Source organism: Streptomyces sp. NPDC030183 (assembly GCF_055573455.1).
The window spans coordinates 363,992-378,463 of record NZ_JBVIBK010000001.1 but is presented as its reverse complement, the minus strand read 5'-3'; the positions used below and the strand labels follow the sequence as shown (position 1 = coordinate 378,463).

Annotated in this window: 13 protein-coding genes; 6 read left to right on the top strand and 7 right to left on the bottom strand. The window is 73.3% G+C overall.

Translation table 11 applies throughout. The annotated features are described in order from the left end of the window. Positions 1-32: 32 nt before the first annotated feature. On the top strand, positions 33-1,034 hold the full coding sequence (gene speB / locus ACZ4Z2_RS01610) for an agmatinase (RefSeq protein ID WP_468071234.1): 1,002 nt from the start codon (positions 33-35) through the stop codon (positions 1,032-1,034). 34 nt (positions 1,035-1,068) lie between these two features. Beyond that, the gene (locus ACZ4Z2_RS01605) at positions 1,069-2,760 is read left to right on the top strand and encodes a thiamine pyrophosphate-binding protein (protein WP_468071232.1); all 1,692 of its coding nucleotides are present in this window, start codon (positions 1,069-1,071) and stop codon (positions 2,758-2,760) included. A 187-nt stretch (positions 2,761-2,947) separates the two neighbouring features. On the opposite strand, the gene ACZ4Z2_RS01600 is transcribed toward ACZ4Z2_RS01605, so the two are convergent. Both ACZ4Z2_RS01600 and ACZ4Z2_RS01595 read right to left on the bottom strand, forming a co-directional pair. Continuing rightward, positions 2,948-4,423: an FG-GAP-like repeat-containing protein gene (locus ACZ4Z2_RS01600; RefSeq protein ID WP_468071230.1), complete on the bottom strand. Its 1,476-nt coding sequence runs from the start codon at positions 4,421-4,423 to the stop codon at positions 2,948-2,950. Positions 4,424-4,537: 114 nt separating this feature from the next. Continuing rightward, positions 4,538-5,152 carry a TetR/AcrR family transcriptional regulator gene (locus tag ACZ4Z2_RS01595; protein ID WP_468071228.1) on the bottom strand — a complete coding sequence of 205 codons (615 nt, stop codon included), beginning with the start codon at positions 5,150-5,152 and terminating at the stop codon, positions 4,538-4,540. Between the two features lie 87 nt (positions 5,153-5,239). Here ACZ4Z2_RS01595 and ACZ4Z2_RS01590 point away from each other — a divergent pair, with 87 nt between their 5' ends. After that, positions 5,240-6,238 (top strand): alpha/beta fold hydrolase, encoded by a 999-nt coding sequence (locus tag ACZ4Z2_RS01590; RefSeq protein WP_468071226.1) that lies wholly within the window; start codon positions 5,240-5,242, stop codon positions 6,236-6,238. A gap of 175 nt (positions 6,239-6,413) precedes the next feature. Here ACZ4Z2_RS01590 and ACZ4Z2_RS01585 read toward each other — a convergent pair whose 3' ends face one another. Then, positions 6,414-7,370 carry a helix-turn-helix domain-containing protein gene (locus tag ACZ4Z2_RS01585; RefSeq protein ID WP_468071225.1) on the bottom strand — a complete coding sequence of 319 codons (957 nt, stop codon included), beginning with the start codon at positions 7,368-7,370 and terminating at the stop codon, positions 6,414-6,416. Positions 7,371-7,622: 252 nt separating this feature from the next. On the opposite strand from ACZ4Z2_RS01585, the gene ACZ4Z2_RS01580 reads away from it, so the two are divergent. After that, positions 7,623-8,687 (top strand): saccharopine dehydrogenase family protein, encoded by a 1,065-nt coding sequence (locus tag ACZ4Z2_RS01580; protein ID WP_468071223.1) that lies wholly within the window; start codon positions 7,623-7,625, stop codon positions 8,685-8,687. Positions 8,688-8,778: 91 nt separating this feature from the next. Here ACZ4Z2_RS01580 and ACZ4Z2_RS01575 read toward each other — a convergent pair whose 3' ends face one another. Further along, on the bottom strand, positions 8,779-9,582 hold the full coding sequence (locus ACZ4Z2_RS01575; protein WP_468071221.1) for an endonuclease I family protein: 804 nt from the start codon (positions 9,580-9,582) through the stop codon (positions 8,779-8,781). A gap of 228 nt (positions 9,583-9,810) precedes the next feature. Then, positions 9,811-10,713, bottom strand: a complete 903-nt coding sequence (locus ACZ4Z2_RS01570; RefSeq protein WP_468071219.1) for a TioE family transcriptional regulator — start codon at positions 10,711-10,713, stop codon at positions 9,811-9,813. Between the two features lie 91 nt (positions 10,714-10,804). Here ACZ4Z2_RS01570 and ACZ4Z2_RS01565 point away from each other — a divergent pair, with 91 nt between their 5' ends. Together ACZ4Z2_RS01565 and ACZ4Z2_RS01560 are read left to right on the top strand one after the other, a co-directional pair. Further along, complete coding sequence (locus ACZ4Z2_RS01565; RefSeq protein ID WP_468071217.1) at positions 10,805-11,953, top strand: erythromycin esterase family protein; 1,149 nt, start codon at positions 10,805-10,807, stop codon at positions 11,951-11,953. Between the two features lie 232 nt (positions 11,954-12,185). Next, complete coding sequence (locus tag ACZ4Z2_RS01560) at positions 12,186-13,529, top strand: phosphatase PAP2 family protein (RefSeq protein ID WP_468071215.1); 1,344 nt, start codon at positions 12,186-12,188, stop codon at positions 13,527-13,529. Positions 13,530-13,555: 26 nt separating this feature from the next. Here the strand turns inward: ACZ4Z2_RS01560 and ACZ4Z2_RS01555 are convergent, their stop codons facing one another. Together ACZ4Z2_RS01555 and ACZ4Z2_RS01550 are read right to left on the bottom strand one after the other, a co-directional pair. After that, entirely contained in the window at positions 13,556-13,921 is a 366-nt protein-coding gene (locus ACZ4Z2_RS01555; RefSeq protein WP_468071213.1) for a DUF4180 domain-containing protein, read from the bottom strand. A gap of 67 nt (positions 13,922-13,988) precedes the next feature. After that, positions 13,989-14,378 (bottom strand): VOC family protein, encoded by a 390-nt coding sequence (locus ACZ4Z2_RS01550; RefSeq protein WP_468071212.1) that lies wholly within the window; start codon positions 14,376-14,378, stop codon positions 13,989-13,991. Positions 14,379-14,472: the final 94 nt, after the last annotated feature.

The window sequence follows — 14,472 nt, the reverse complement described above, 5'->3', positions numbered from 1 at the left end:
TACCGGCATCCCCCTCCTGGAGAGCACGCACCATGAGCAGCAACGAGAACCCGGCAGCCGACGGCCGGCCCCGCGGACCCGTCGACTCCTCCCGCGTCCCCCGGTACGCGGGCCCGGCGACCTTCGCCCGGCTGCCGCGTCTGGACGAGGTCGGCGGACGCGCCGACGTCGCGGTCGTGGGCGTGCCGTTCGACTCGGGTGTCTCGTACCGGCCGGGCGCCCGCTTCGGCGGCAACGCCATCCGCGAGGCGTCCCGGCTGCTGCGCCCCTACAACCCGGCCCAGGACGCCTCGCCGTTCGCCCTCGCCCAGGTCGCGGACGCCGGTGACATCGCCGCCAACCCGTTCAACATCAACGAGGCCGTGGAGACCGTCGAGGCGGCCGCCGACGAGCTGCTCGACAGCGGGGCCCGGCTGATGACCCTCGGCGGCGACCACACCATCGCGCTGCCGCTGCTCCGCTCCGTCGCCAAGAAGCACGGCCCGGTCGCGCTGCTCCACTTCGACGCGCACCTCGACACCTGGGACACGTACTTCGGCGCCGAGTACACCCACGGCACCCCGTTCCGGCGGGCCGTGGAGGAGGGCATCCTCGACACCTCGGCCCTCTCCCATGTGGGCACCCGCGGCCCGCTGTACGGCAAGCAGGACCTCACCGACGACGAGAAGATGGGCTTCGGCATCGTCACGTCCGCCGACATCTACCGCCGCGGCGCCGACGAGGTCGCCGACCAGCTGCGCCAGCGCATCGGCGACCGCCCGCTGTACATCTCCATCGACATCGACTGCCTCGACCCGGCGCACGCCCCCGGCACCGGCACCCCGGAGGCGGGCGGCATGACCTCGCGGGAACTGCTGGAGATCCTGCGCGGTCTGGCCTCCTGCAACCTGGTCTCCGCCGACGTCGTCGAGGTGGCGCCCGCGTACGATCACGCCGAGATCACCGCGGTGGCCGCCTCGCACACGGCGTACGAACTCACCACGATCATGTCCCGCCAGATCGCCGAGGCCCGCCGGGGGGACGCGGCCCGGTGATCCGGGACAGGGACCACGAGGAGAAGGCAGCGCAGTGACCCACGACCACGACCTGGTACTCCGCCCGACGGCCGCCCAGCGGGAGGCCGCGCTGAACCCTCCGGCCGGCCGCACCGGCGGGGACCTGGTCGTGGAGACGCTGGCCGGGCTCGGCGCGACGACGGTGTTCGGACTGCCCGGCCAGCACGCCCTCGGCGTGTTCGACGCGCTGCGCCGCTCCGACCTGCGATACGTCGGCCTGCGGGTGGAGAACAACGCGGGCTTCGCGGCGGACGCGTACGGCCGGATCACGGGTGAGGCCGCCCCGCTGCTGCTGTCGACCGGCCCCGGCGCGCTGACCTCGCTGGCCGCGCTCCAGGAGGCCGCCGCGGCCTCCGCTCCCGTCCTCGCCATCAGCAGCCAGGTCCCGACGGCGGGCCTGGGCGGCGGCCGCCACGGCTATCTGCACGAACTCCCCGACCAGGCGGCCTCGTTCCGGGGCGTCGTGAAGTCCGTCCACACCGTCCGTACGCAGTCGCAGATCCCGTCCGCGATCGCCGCCGCCTGGGAGTCGGCGCTGACCGCCCCGCACGGCCCGGTGTGGGTGGAGATCCCGCAGGACGTACTGCTCGCGAAGACGGCGATCCCGGTGGTGACGGGCGGCGACGCCTTCCCCGAGGAACTGCCCCCGCGCCCCGAACTGACGGCCCTGGCGGCGCATCTGCTGTCGATCGCCGAACGCCCGGCGATCATCGCGGGCGGGGGAGTCGTACGGGCGGACGCGGCGGGCAAGCTGCGGCAGCTGGCGGAGCGGCTGTCGGCGCCGGTCGTGACCACGTTCGGCGGCAAGGGCGCCTTCCCGTGGACGCATCCGCTGTCGCTCCAGTCCTGGCTGGAGGACCGGCACACCACCGACTTCCTGGAGGACGCGGACGTCCTGCTGGTCGTCGGCTCGGGCCTCGGTGAACTCTCCTCGAACTACCACACGTTCAAGCCCCGCGGCCGGGTCGTCCAGATCGAGGCGGACCTCGGCAAGCTGGAGTCGAACCACCCCGCGCTGGGCATCCACGCGGACGCGCGGCTGGCGTTGCAGGCCCTGCTGGAGACGATCGAGGAGCCCCGCGAGGACCCGTCGGCGCCCGAGCGGGTGCGGGAGGTCCTGGCGAAGGTCCGCGCACGCCTCGACGGCCAGGAACTCACCCTGGAACAGGACCTGTTGGCATCCATCCGCCGGGCCCTGCCGTCCCGGGCGCCCTCCTTCTGGGACATGACGATCCTCGCGTACTGGGCGTGGTCGGCGTTCGACCCGCGGGGCGCCAACACGATGCACTCCGCGCAGGGTTCCGGCGGCCTCGGGTACGCCTTCCCGGCGGCCCTCGGCGCGGCCGTCGCCGACCCCACGTCCCCCGTCCTCGCCGTCTCGGGCGACGGCGGCGCGCTGTACTCCGTCGCCGAGCTGGCGACGGCCCGCCAGTACGACCTGAACGTCACCTGGCTGATCGTCGACGACGGCGGCTACGGCATCCTCCGCGAGTACATGACGGACGCGTTCGGCGAGACGACGGGCACGGAGCTGACCCGGCCGGACTTCGTGGCGCTGGCGGAGTCGTTCGGCGTACCGGGCGTACGGACGAGCCCCGAGACCCTCGCGGAGGACCTGGCGAAGGCCCTCGCCGCGCCGGGGCCTTCGGTGGTGGTGCTCCCGGCGGTGCTGCGGATGTTCGCGCCGACGCACGTACCCGGGTAGGTGCCGGGCCGCCTTCCAGCTCGGTCGGCGGGGCCGGAGGGTGCGGGTGAGCGGGGGCTGATCGCGCAGTGCCCCGTGACCTTCGTGGTCCGACGGTTACCCCTCGGCTCTCGGGGCCCCGGCCCCGCGCACGGACAGGCCGCCCGGAGTCCTTGTTCCGGGCGGCCCGTCGGTGTGGCTCGGCCGGTCAGCGCAGGAAGCTGCCGAACAGGGCGTTCGTGTACGGGGCCGAGAGGTCCTTCGGGCCGAAGGCGAGGGCGGACTTCGTGGTGAGGCCCGACGCGGTGCCGCGCAGGAGCCAGACGGCGCCGTTGGAGGCGTTCTCGGCGCTGGACGCGGCGGCCAGGTCGCGGTGGCCGTCGCCGTCGACGTCGAGCAGCGCGGTCGTCGCACCGAACTGGTCGTTCGCCTCGGCCGCTCCGGGGACGCCGGCCGTGTCCTGGTGGAAGACCTGGGCGCCGGTGCCGGTGAGGCCGGCGGCGCTGCCGTGGAGCAGGGCGACCGAGCCGGCGTCGGCGATGGTGCCGACGTCCTCGCCCTCGATGCCGAGCGCGACGTCCGCGAAACCGTCGCCCGTCACGTCCGCGACGGACACGGCGGAGCCGAGGCGGTCGTCCTCCTCCTGGGCCCCCGGGAAGCCCGGCAGGTCCTGGTCGAAGGCGTGGGTGTTCGCGTCGGTGAGGCCCGCGGCGGAGCCGTAGGCGATACGGCCCTTCTGGGACCAGTCGTCGGCGCCGACCACCAGGTCGTCGTAGCCGTCGCCGTTCACGTCGCCGACGCCCGTGCCCGCGTCGCCGCCCGTGGTGTCGCCGGGCGCCTGACCGCGGGTGAAGCCGGTGGCGCCGCCGCCCATGAGCAGACGGTTCCCCCAGGTGCCGTCGCCGGTGTAGACCCACTGGACGAGGTCGTCGCGGCCGTCGCCGTTGAAGTCGCCGACCTCGCCGGACACCACCGGGCCGGTGATCGAGGAGGGGCCGTCCTCGCAGCCGCCGCCGGTGGCGCAGGAGGCGTCCTCCTCGGAGTAGCCCCACCACAGCGACTTGTCGAGGAGCGGCAGGACGGCGGTGGGCTTGCCGTCGCGCTTGATCGGGCCCTTCCACAGCGCGGCCGGGGCGCCCGACGGGTCGTCGCCGCTGACCCGCTGCGCGGAGAACAGCGCCAGGTCGGTCTTGCCGTCGCCGTCGAAGTCACCCGCCTGCGGCGCGGCCCCGTACGCGATGCCCGTGCCGCCGGTCAGGCCGGACGCGGAACCCCACAGGATCACCGAGCCCTCCTTGCCGCCCGCGATCACCAGGTCGCCGTAGCCGTCGCGGTCCAGGTCGGCCTTGGCGAACGAGGCGCCGAACAGCTGGTTCTGGGTGGCGGCCCCGGGGATGCCGGTGGTCGAGCGGCTGACGATCTTCTTGTTCGCCGTCGACAGACCCTGCGCCGAGCCGTACGTCACGGCCACGTACCCGGCCTTCGTCTTGCCGGACACCGTGGCGTTCGGCGCGCCGACGACCAGGTCGGCGTAGCCGTCCCCGTTGAAGTCGTCGGCGGCCGGGACGGAGGCCGGGGCGGCCGACGCGGAGCCGGAGCCGGTCAACACCACCGAGGCGGCCAGGGGTACGGCCAGGAGGGCGCTGCTGATCCTGCGTCGGGTGGCTCGGGGGGCTCGGGACATGGGCGGTGCCTTTCGAGTCGGTCATGAGAGCTGCTGCTCAGGGAGTGCGACTCGAACAGGGGGGCGGGGGTTGTACGTGGGAGTGGGGTTGCGCGAGGGTTGGCCGCTTTTCGGTCAGATCCGCAGACGCTCCGCCAGTCCCGCGAAGTAGCCGCGGTGCACGGCGGTCAGATCGACCTCGTCCGGGTCCAGCAGCCACAGCAGGTGGGCGCCCTCGATGAACGCGGCCACCTCCGTCGCCAGGACCGTCGGATCCAGGTCGGCGCGGGCCGAGCCGTCCGCCGCCGCCCGCGTGAACAGGGCGTTCAGCTGGGCCCGCAGGGCCCGGCCCCGGTCGCGGAACCAGGTGTGCAGGGCGGAGCCCGGCTCCAGGTTCTCGGCGGTCAGGGTGGTGTGCAGGGCGGCGAGTTCGCGTTCGGCGGCGGCGGTGTGCTCGGCGTCCCGGACGAACCAGTCGAAGGCCTGGTCGAGGGTGGGCTCGGCGTCCGGGGGGACCGAAAGTCGCTCCAGGGCGCGCCGGTCCGCCTCCTCCAGGACGGCCTGGACGAGACCGTCCTTGCTGCCGAAGTGGTGGATCAGGGCGGAGGGGGTGGCGCCGGCCCGCTCGGCGATGGCGGCCACACCCGTGCCGCGCACACCCTGCTGCGCGAACAGCTTGATCGCCGCGTCGACCATCGCGCGCCGCCGTGCCACGCCCCGCTTCTGTACCTGCCCCTTGACTCCGGCCATGGGGATCAGGGTGCCGGGCGGAGGGCGGGGGCGTCCAACTCGAAAAACGGGTGCGTGGCCTGCGCCGAGTCATTATCTTGAATGATCATGCAGGAAAATGACTTCCGGACTGAGGGTGGGGTCGAGAACGTGGCGGAGACCGAGGGCATGGCGGAGACCGAGGGCATGGCGGAGAACACCTACGAGTACCTGACCGGCCGGGAGCGGACCGTGTCCACCGACGGCGTCGAGCTGTGGGCCGAGGAGTTCGGCAGCCCCGGCGACCCCGCCGTGCTGCTGATCATGGGGGCCCAGGCGCAGGGCGTGCAGTGGAACGACGGCCTGGTACGGCGCCTGGTCGACGGAGGGCGCCGGGTCATCCGGTACGACCACCGCGACACCGGGCGCTCCTCCACCGTCGACTACGCCGCCCGGCCGTACACGGTCGCCGACATGGCGTCCGACGCGCTCGCCGTCCTGGACGCGTTCGGGGTGGAGCGCGCGCACCTCGTGGGCGCCTCACTGGGCGGGATCATCGCGCAGCGGATCGCCGTCACGGACCCCGGGCGGGTGCTGACCCTGACGAGCCTGTCGTCCCAGCCCCTCGGTACGGACACGGCCGCCGTGGTCCTGCGCGCCATGGAGGGCACGCCCCCGGCGCCCGACGACCTTCCGCCGCCCGCGCCGGAGTTGCTGGCCGCGCTCGCCTCCGCCTTCCCCGGCCCGGACACCGGTCCCGAGGAGTACCTCGCCCTCCGGCTGCCGCTGTGGCGGGTGCTGCACGGCCCGGTGCTGCCGTTCCCCGAGGAGGAGTACCGGGCGATGGAGCGGCGGGTGTACGAGCGGGCCCGCGACCTGCTCGCCGGGTTGAACCACACGCTCGCCGGGGCCGCCGGCGGCGATTCCACGGCTGACCTCGCCTCCGTCACCGCGCCGACGCTCGTGCTGCACGGCACCGAGGACCCGATGTTCCCGCCCCCGCACGCCGAGGCCACCGCCGCCGCGATCCCGGGCGCCCGCCTGGTGATGGTCGAGGGCATGGGCCACACCCTGCCCCCGGCGCTGGACGCCCGCCTCGCCGACGAGATCCTGCGCCACACGGCCTGAACGCGAGCCGCTTGGCTACGGCGGCCCGGGCACGAGCGGCCCGGCGACGAGCGGGCCGGGCACGAGTGGCCCGGGCGCAAACGGCGTCGGCGCGAGTGACGTGGCCCCGCGTGGCCCGGGTACGGGGAGGCCCTGGTGCGGGGAGGCCCGGGCACGGTCGGCCCAGCCCCCCGGATCAGCCGGTCGTCGCCGCCGAGCGGGCGCGGAACGTGCGGCGGTACGTGTCCGGCGGCACTCCGACCGTGCGGTTGAAGTGCCGCCGGAGGGTCGTCGCCGTACCCATGCCGGTGGCCTCCGCGATCGCGTCCACCCCGTCGTCGGTGGCCTCCAGCAACTCCTGGGCCCGCCGGATGCGTTGGGTCAGCAGCCACTGCAACGGAGTGGTGCCGGTCGCCGCCCGGAAGTGGCGGCCCAGATGGCGGGCGCTCATGTTCGCCCTGCGGGCCAGGTCCTCCACGGTCAGCGGCTGGTCGAGGCGTTGCAGCACCCAGGGGAGCAGCGCGCCGAGCGGATGGTCGTCACGCGCGGGCACCGGGGCCGTGACGAACTGGGCCTGGCCGCCCGCCCGGTGGGGCGGTACGACCAGCCGCCGGGCCGCGGTGTTGGCGACCGCCGAACCGTGGTCCAGGCGCACCAGATGCAGACAGAGGTCCAGCGCGGCGGCCTTGCCCGCGGACGTGAGCACGCTGCCGTTGTCCACGTACAGCACGTCCGGGTCGACCTCCACCGCCGGGTGGCGGGCGGCCAGGACGTCCGTGTGGGCCCAGTGCGTGGTCGCCCGTCTGCCGTCCAGCAGGCCGGCGGCGGCCAGCACGAACGCGCCCGTGCACAGCGAGGCCACCCGCGCGCCCGCCTCGTGGGCCGCGCGCACCGCGTCGACCAGGGCGGCGGGCGGCGCCACGTCGACGTCGGCCCAGCCGGGGACGATGACCGTGTCCGCGTGAGGGAGCCGGTCCAGCCCGTGGTCGGGTTCCATCCGGAACCGGCCGACCCGCACCGCGTCCGGCCCGCAGACCGAGACGTCGTACCAGGGGCCGGGGACGCCGTCCGGGACGGACGCGAAGATCTCGTACGCCACGGACAGTTCGAAGTGCAGCATGCCCTCGGTGACGGCCAGCGCGACGGAAACCATGTCCGGAATTGTACGGGGCATGTCGTTCCGGACACTCACCAGCGGGCCGCCGCCCTCGCCAGGATGGTCACGACGGAACGACGGAACGACGGAACGACGGAACGACGGAACGACGGAACGACGGAACGACGGAACGACGGCACACATCACGACGGATCGGCCGATCGACGTGATGACCGAACCCCGGTGCCACGCGGGGCTTTTCGCGTACGGCGACGGCGATGGCGATGGCGACGAACGGTGGGAGAGACGATGGGTACGGCGACGGGGTCGGGGCGGCGCACGGTGGCGGTCTTCGGGGCGTACGGGCACACCGGGCGCTTCGTGGTGGCGGAGCTGCGGGCGCGCGGCTTCCGCCCGGTGGCGGTGGGGCGGGACGCAGGCAAGCTGCGGGCGTTCGCGGCCGCCGAGCCCGGACCGGAACCCGGGCAGGCCCTCGACGCCCGGACGGCCTCCGTCGACGACGCGCCCTCGCTCGACCGCGCGCTGGCGGGCGCGGACGCGGTGATCAACTGCGCCGGGCGCTTCGCGGTGACCGCCGCTCCGGTGATCGAGGCGGCCCTGCGCGCCGGGATCCCGTACGTGGACGTGGCCGCCGAGATCGAGGCCAACGCCGACACCTTCGCCCACTTCACCGAACGGGCCATTGCCGCCGGGGCCGTGATCGTCCCGGCGATGGCCTTCTACGGCGGCCTCGGCGACCTGCTCGTCACGGCGGCGATGGGGGACTGGACGGCGGCCGACGAGGCGCACATCGCGTACGGGCTGAGCGGCTGGCACCCCACGGCCGGGACCCGCGCGGCGGGTGCCGTCTCCCGGGAGCGCCGGGACGGCCGCCGGGTGCGCTACGCGAACGGCGGGCTGGAGTACCGGGACGACGCCGCGCCCGGCCTGAAGTGGCCCTTTCCCGAGCCGTTGGGCACCAGGGCCGTCATCGGCGAGTTCAGCATGGCCGACATCGTCACCGTGCCCAGCCATCTGTCCGTCCCCGACGTGACCACGTACATGACCGTCGAGGCCGCCGGTGAACTGGCGGACCCGGACACCCCGGCCCCCACCGCGTCCGACGAGCGGGGGCGGTCCGCGCAGACCTTCCTCGTCGACGCCGTCGTCCGCTCCGGCGGGGCGGAACGGCGGGCCGTGGCGCGCGGCCAGGACATCTACGCCGTCAGCGCGCCCCTCGCGGTGGAGGCGGTGGACCGCGTCCTCACGGGGCGGACCCGCGCGAAGGGTGTCGTCTCCGCCGGGGCGGCCTTCGACGCGACCGACTTCCTGCGTGCGCTGTCGGCCCATCTCACCGTCGAACTGGTCCGGTGAGCGGCCGCGCGCGGCGCCCCGACAGCCCCCGGCGACGCGACGGGCTCCCGGCCGTTCGTCGGCCGGGAGCCCGCGCGGCACGGCGCCGCCGCTACCAGATCGCCTCGACCCACTCCGGGTGGTCGATGAACGGGTTCCGGTTGCCCTGGTAGTTGGAGTGGATGAGGTCGTTGCGGCGCTCCTCCCACGCGTCCGGCGGGTCCTCGTCGTTCCATGCCTTCAGGACGGAGAGGCGGCCGTGGAAGCGGGTGCCGCCGTTGTCGACGGCGTCGTTGGGCTCCAGGTTGGGCCAGCCGTCGTCCCCTTCGTAGCGGACGGCCATGTAGAGGATCATGCGGGCCACGTCGCCCTTGACCGCGTCGCGCGGCTCGAAGGAGTTCGAGTCGATGAGGCTGCCGCCGCCGTTGGTGAAGGGGCTGCCGCCGTTGTCGAAGTCGAGGTTTCCGCGCCGGGCGTTGACCTGGACGTCCTCGGCCCGCAGGTGGTGCAGGTCGGTGCCGGGGCCGGCTGACGTGCCGAAGTCGCCGTGGGACTGGGCCCACACGTGCTCGCGGTTCCAGTTGCCGGTGTTGCCGCCGTTGAGGGACTTGCTGCGGGAGATGCCGCTGTACAGCAGCTTCACGTTGCTGCTGTTGTTGGGGTCCTGGTCGGTGACCTTCAGCGCGTTCCAGACCGCCGAGTACGAGATGGCCGTCTGGTCGCTGATGATCGTGTGCAGCGAGGACTTCAGGGCCGTGCCGGTCTTGCCGATGGCGTTCGCGTAGTACGTGTCGTCGTACGCCGTCGTCGTCGCCGAGGCGGGGGCGGCGGTGGCCGTCGGCAGGACGAGACCGGCGAGCACGGCCGACGTCGCGAGCGCGACCGTCTTCCAACTGCGTATCCGCGCAGCAGGCATGAGGGGTTGTCCCTTCCCAGAGGGCCGCGTGGCACGGGGGTGGATCGGGGAGCCCCGGTCTACGCGGGTTGACTGTGTGGGTAATCGAGAGATTGGCATGGACGGGTCAGTCCATGTGTAAAGGGCAGGGGGCGGTTCGGTGACGTTTTTGAGAACGAGTCAACTCCTGTTCGCCCAGGGCTTTCTGGGTGCCCCGATCCAAGGGGAGACCCTGATTGACGTGCGACGTCAGGCGTGCTGCGGGTCGGCTGGGGAGGGGGGCGGGGCGGTGGACGGCGGGGTGGGGAGGTCCAGCATGGTCAGGTAGTGGCTGACATGGGTGGCCGCCTGGAGCATGGCGACGCCCCGTGCGGTCAGCTTGCGCTGCCAGTCGCCGAGGGAGGCGGCGAGGGCCTCCGCGCCGCCGGCCGTGCGGATCCGTCGGACCACGGCGGCGATGTGGTCCAGTGGTTGGCCGCCGCGCCGCAGCAGATGGGCCAGCTCGGCGTCGCGGACGTCGTCGCCGCGGAAGACGCGGTACCCGGTGGCCGGGTCGCGCGCCGGGGAGAGGATGCCGGCCTCCTCCCACTTGCGCAGCGTGGCGGGGGTGAGGTCGAGGTGGCGGGCCAACTCGCCGACGGTCCAGGCCCGATGGGCCCCCGGCCCCGTCGCCTCCGGCGCCTCGGTCCGCCCCGGCCCCATCGCCCCCGTCGGCTCGTTCATCCCCGGCCCCGGCCCCGGCCCCGGCCCCGGCCCCGGCCCCGGCCCCGGCCCCGGCCCCGGCCCGGTCGCCTCCGTCGCCCTGCTCGCCCCCGCCCGCTCCGCCGTCAGCCGGCCGAGGGCGTCCCGTACCGCTTCGAGGGTCTCCCGGTCGCGGAGCAGCCGGCTGTGGCCGCGGTCGATGAGGGTCAGGGCGTCGTCGAGCGCGCCGCCGTGCAGTGCGCGCATGATGCGGCCGCCGGCCCCGTGCCCGTACGCCGGGACGAGGGCGAGGAAGGCGCGCAGGGCCGCCGCGTGCACCTCGGTGTAGACGCGGTAGCCGCTGTCCGTGCGCTCGGCGGGCGGGAGGAACCCGTCCCGCTCGTAGTTGCGGACCGCCTGGGCCGACAGGCCGTGCTCACGCGCGAGATCGGATGGTCGCAGGCTCGTCATCGTTTGAGACTTTACGGTCATGGCGAGCAGCTGTGCCTGCGGAATGCGGCACCACGTCTCAACCGGGCCTTCAAAGATACGATCGAGGCCCATGAGTCAGGACATCCGAGACTTCGTGCCCCCGTCGTGCGACCTTCTGGCGCTCGGCGAACCCACCCACCAGGAACCGGCCTTCGCGCGCGTCCGCAACGACCTCTTCGCCGAACTGGTCGAGCACGGCTTCCGCTCCGTCGCCCTGGAGACGGACCGTGTGGCCGCCCTCGCCGTGGACGACTTCGTCCGGGAGGGCACCGGCACCCTCGACCAGGTGATGCGCGAGGGCTTCTCCCACGGCTTCGGCGAACTGGACGGCAACCGCCGGCTGATCGCCTGGATGCGCGCGTACAACGAGAGCCGGGCCCCCGAGCAGCGGCTGGCGTTCCACGGCTTCGACGCCCCGCTGGAGACCATGAGCGCCCCCAGCCCCCGGCCCTACCTCGAACACGTCAGCGCCTATCTGAGCCACAGCCCGGCCCCCGGCCCGGATCTCGACTTCGACGGCCTCGTGGGCGACGACGAACGGTGGAGCCGTACGGAGGCGGTCCTGGACCCCACCCGGTCGGTCGGGGACTCCGCCGACGCCGTACGGCTGCGCGGGATCGCGGACGACATGCTCGCCGCGCTCCACGAACGCGCGCCGGAACTGATCGCGGCGACCTCCCGCGAGGCGTGGTCCCGGGCCAGGATCCACGCCACCGCCCTCATCGGGCTGCTGCGCTACCACCGGGAGGCGGCCCAGCGCGTCGAGGAGGGCGCGCGGGTCGCACGGCTGTGCGTCACCCGGGACATGCTCATGGCCCGCAACCTCCTCGACATCCGGCAGGCCGAGGCCCGGCGCGGCCCGACCCTGGTCTTCTCCCACAACCTCCACCTCCAGCGGAACCCCGGCACCATGCGCATGGGGGAGTCGGAGGTCAACTGGTACGGCGCCGGTGCCGTCGTGGCGTCCCTGACGGGTGAGCGCTACACGTTCGTCGCCGGCAGCCTCGGCCGCAGCGAGGCCATCGCGCTGGGCGAGCCCGACCCGGACACCTACGAGGGCGGTCTGCAACGCCGGGTCACCACCTGGGCCCTGACCCCGGCCGCCGCGATCCCGGCCGCCCGCACCCGTACCGACACCACTCCCCGGCAGGGGTATTTCCCCCTGGATCAGGAGACTTTGGGCGGCGCCGACGCGGTCCTGCACATCGCGGCGGGCTGAGGGCACGGGGCGGGGCGGGCGGCGCCGGGCGGTGGTCCGGCGCCGCGGCCGGGAAGGCAACCTTCAGGGGCGCCCTTTCGTCTTCCTTTCCGGTCCTGCAACCCTGTGTACCACTCGTGACCAGCCGACCGCCCCGACCTGTTCACCGGAGAACCCATGCCGTCCAGTGCGAAGAGACCCTGCCGACTGAACGACACCATGGCCGAATAAGTTGATATCCATAGCCGCGCGGATGTCCTCGCGCATACGCAGCGGAATCTCCTCCGTCGAATGGCGCCGGCCCCGGGTCCTGCTGTGGGCCGCGATCACCCTGACGGCCCTGGGATTCTTCGTCGCGCTGGAGACCGCCGCACGCCACTACGGTCTGCCGGGGCCCCTCACCAACCAGGCACGAGAGGTGATCTTCGCCCCCAAGTCGGGGCCGCTGCTGTACGCCAGCATGGCGTTGACGATGGTGGTGCTCACCTGGCGGCAACGGCTGATCGCGGCCGCCTTCGCGGTCGGAGTCGACATCGTCTTCTTCCTGGTCCGGTGGGCCGTCGGCGCCGACATGATGTTCGGCAACGGCGCGCTGTGGGTGATCATCGGCTGCGCGGTGATCGCCCTCACCCGCCGCACCGGCCGGGAGCGCACCCTGCTCCTCAAGGGCGTCGGGCTGGGGCTGCTGCTCGTGGCCGGCCGCAAGACCGGTGACACGTGGCTGCTCATCACGTCCAGGACCCGCCCGCTGGTGCTCGACCAGTACCTGGCCGCCGCCGACCACGCGCTGGGCAACCCGTCGTGGGTGATGGGCCGGCTGGTCAGGGCCACCGGCCCGGTCGGCACCCACCTCCTCGACTGGATCTACATCCAGCTCGCCGTGGCCGCCGTCGTCGTCGCCCTGTACCAACTGCGCCACGTGGCCGACGAACGCCGCTTCCCGCGCCACCACCTGGTCCGCACCTTCCTGGTGATCGGCCTCCTCGGCCCGGCCATCTACATGGTCTTCCCGGTGGTGGGGCCCGTCTTCGCCTACGGCGCCGGCGCCATGGGGACCGGCGGCGAGCAGTGGGCCGTGGCCAGCCTGTGGCCGCACACCGCCCCGCCGGTCGGCGTCCCCGAGGCGATGCCGTACGACGGGATCACCCCGCGCAACTGCATGCCCAGCCTGCACACGGCGTGGGCCACCGCGATCTTCCTCCACTCCCGCGGCGGCCCCCGGGCCCTGCGGTACGCGGGCACGTTCTGGCTGGTCGCCACGCTCTGCGCGACCCTGGGCTTCGGCTACCACTACGGCGTGGACCTCGTGGCCGGCGTGGTGTTCGCCCTCACCATCGAGACGGCCCTGCGCACCTACGACCGCGGCTGGGACCCCTCGGGACTGCGGCTCGTCGCCCACGGCACGACGGTGTTCGTGGCGCTGCTGGTGTCGTACCGCTGGCTGCCGGAGGAGATGGCCAGGTACCCGTGGGTGGCCGGGCCGCTGCTGCTCACGGCCATGGCGTCCGTGATCCACGGCTATGCGAGGACCGTCGGGCGGTGGGCGCCGAAGGCCGCGCCGCTGCCCCGGCCGGAACCACGGCTCGAACTGGTCTGAGCGGCGCGGGCGGGCCCCTCGGACCCTCAGCCCTTCAGCCGCTCACCCAGTTCGTCGAGGTCGGCCACGAACCACGTCTGACGGTTGCGGTCGCACTCGCGGACGAAGTCCGTCAGGGCCTGACTGGCCGCCGTGTGGCGGGAGATGTCACCGACGACGGCGAGACCCACGCGGTACTGGACGAACTTCTGGACGATGTCGCCGGCCACGCGGGTCCGCAGCCGGAAGAAGGACTCGTCCAGCCGCTCGACGGGGATGGCGACCCATGCGGCGCCCTGGTACCCGGCGTCGCCGATGAGATCCATGACGTCGCTCTCCCCGGCGATCGGCTCGCCCTCGGGGGCGCACAGGAGAACGGGCACGTCGTGGAAGGTCCGCAGGGTGATCGTCATGGGTGTCGAGGCTACGTGCCGACCGGACCGCCGGGCCACACGTTTCCGGCGGCCCGCGCGGGAGGGCCTACGCGCTGTGGACGAGCTGGATCAGGTTGCCGCAGGTGTCGTCCAGGACGGCGGTGGTGACCGGGCCCATCTCCAGGGGCGGCTGGGTGAAGCGCACGCCGAGCCCGGTCAGGCGGTCGTACTCGGCGCGGACGTCGTCCACGGCGAAGGAGGTGGCCGGGATGCCGTCCTCGACCAGGGCCGCCTTGTACGGCCGCACGGCCCGGTGGCCGGAGGGCTCGAGCAGCAGCTCGGTCCCCTCGGGCTCCTCCGGTGAGACCACGGTCAGCCAGCGGTCCGTGCCGCCCATGGGGACGTCGTGCTTCTTCACGAAGCCCAGCACGTCGGTGTAGAAGCGCAGGGCCTTCTCCTGGTCGTCGACGAAGACACTGGTGATGTGGATCCTCATGGGTGCTCCCCGGTCGGTTCGTTCAGGTCGTGGAACTCTCGACATGCTCCCCGCCCCGGAGGACGAGGATCCGGCCCCACGGGGCCCGGCTCCA

Bases quoted from the DNA above. Each gene is read 5' to 3' on its own strand.
- ACZ4Z2_RS01550 (WP_468071212.1), bottom strand. From the start codon at position 14,378: ATGAGGATCCACATCACCAGTGTCTTCGTCGACGACCAGGAGAAGGCC.
- ACZ4Z2_RS01600 (WP_468071230.1), bottom strand. From the start codon at position 4,423: ATGTCCCGAGCCCCCCGAGCCACCCGACGCAGGATCAGCAGCGCCCTC.
- speB (WP_468071234.1), top strand. From the start codon at position 33: ATGAGCAGCAACGAGAACCCGGCAGCCGACGGCCGGCCCCGCGGACCC.
- ACZ4Z2_RS01595 (WP_468071228.1), bottom strand. From the start codon at position 5,152: ATGGCCGGAGTCAAGGGGCAGGTACAGAAGCGGGGCGTGGCACGGCGG.
- ACZ4Z2_RS01570 (WP_468071219.1), bottom strand. From the start codon at position 10,713: ATGACGAGCCTGCGACCATCCGATCTCGCGCGTGAGCACGGCCTGTCG.
- ACZ4Z2_RS01555 (WP_468071213.1), bottom strand. From the start codon at position 13,921: ATGACGATCACCCTGCGGACCTTCCACGACGTGCCCGTTCTCCTGTGC.
- ACZ4Z2_RS01580 (WP_468071223.1), top strand. From the start codon at position 7,623: ATGGGTACGGCGACGGGGTCGGGGCGGCGCACGGTGGCGGTCTTCGGG.
- ACZ4Z2_RS01565 (WP_468071217.1), top strand. From the start codon at position 10,805: ATGAGTCAGGACATCCGAGACTTCGTGCCCCCGTCGTGCGACCTTCTG.
- ACZ4Z2_RS01585 (WP_468071225.1), bottom strand. From the start codon at position 7,370: ATGGTTTCCGTCGCGCTGGCCGTCACCGAGGGCATGCTGCACTTCGAA.
- ACZ4Z2_RS01590 (WP_468071226.1), top strand. From the start codon at position 5,240: ATGCAGGAAAATGACTTCCGGACTGAGGGTGGGGTCGAGAACGTGGCG.
- ACZ4Z2_RS01560 (WP_468071215.1), top strand. From the start codon at position 12,186: ATGTCCTCGCGCATACGCAGCGGAATCTCCTCCGTCGAATGGCGCCGG.
- ACZ4Z2_RS01575 (WP_468071221.1), bottom strand. From the start codon at position 9,582: ATGCCTGCTGCGCGGATACGCAGTTGGAAGACGGTCGCGCTCGCGACG.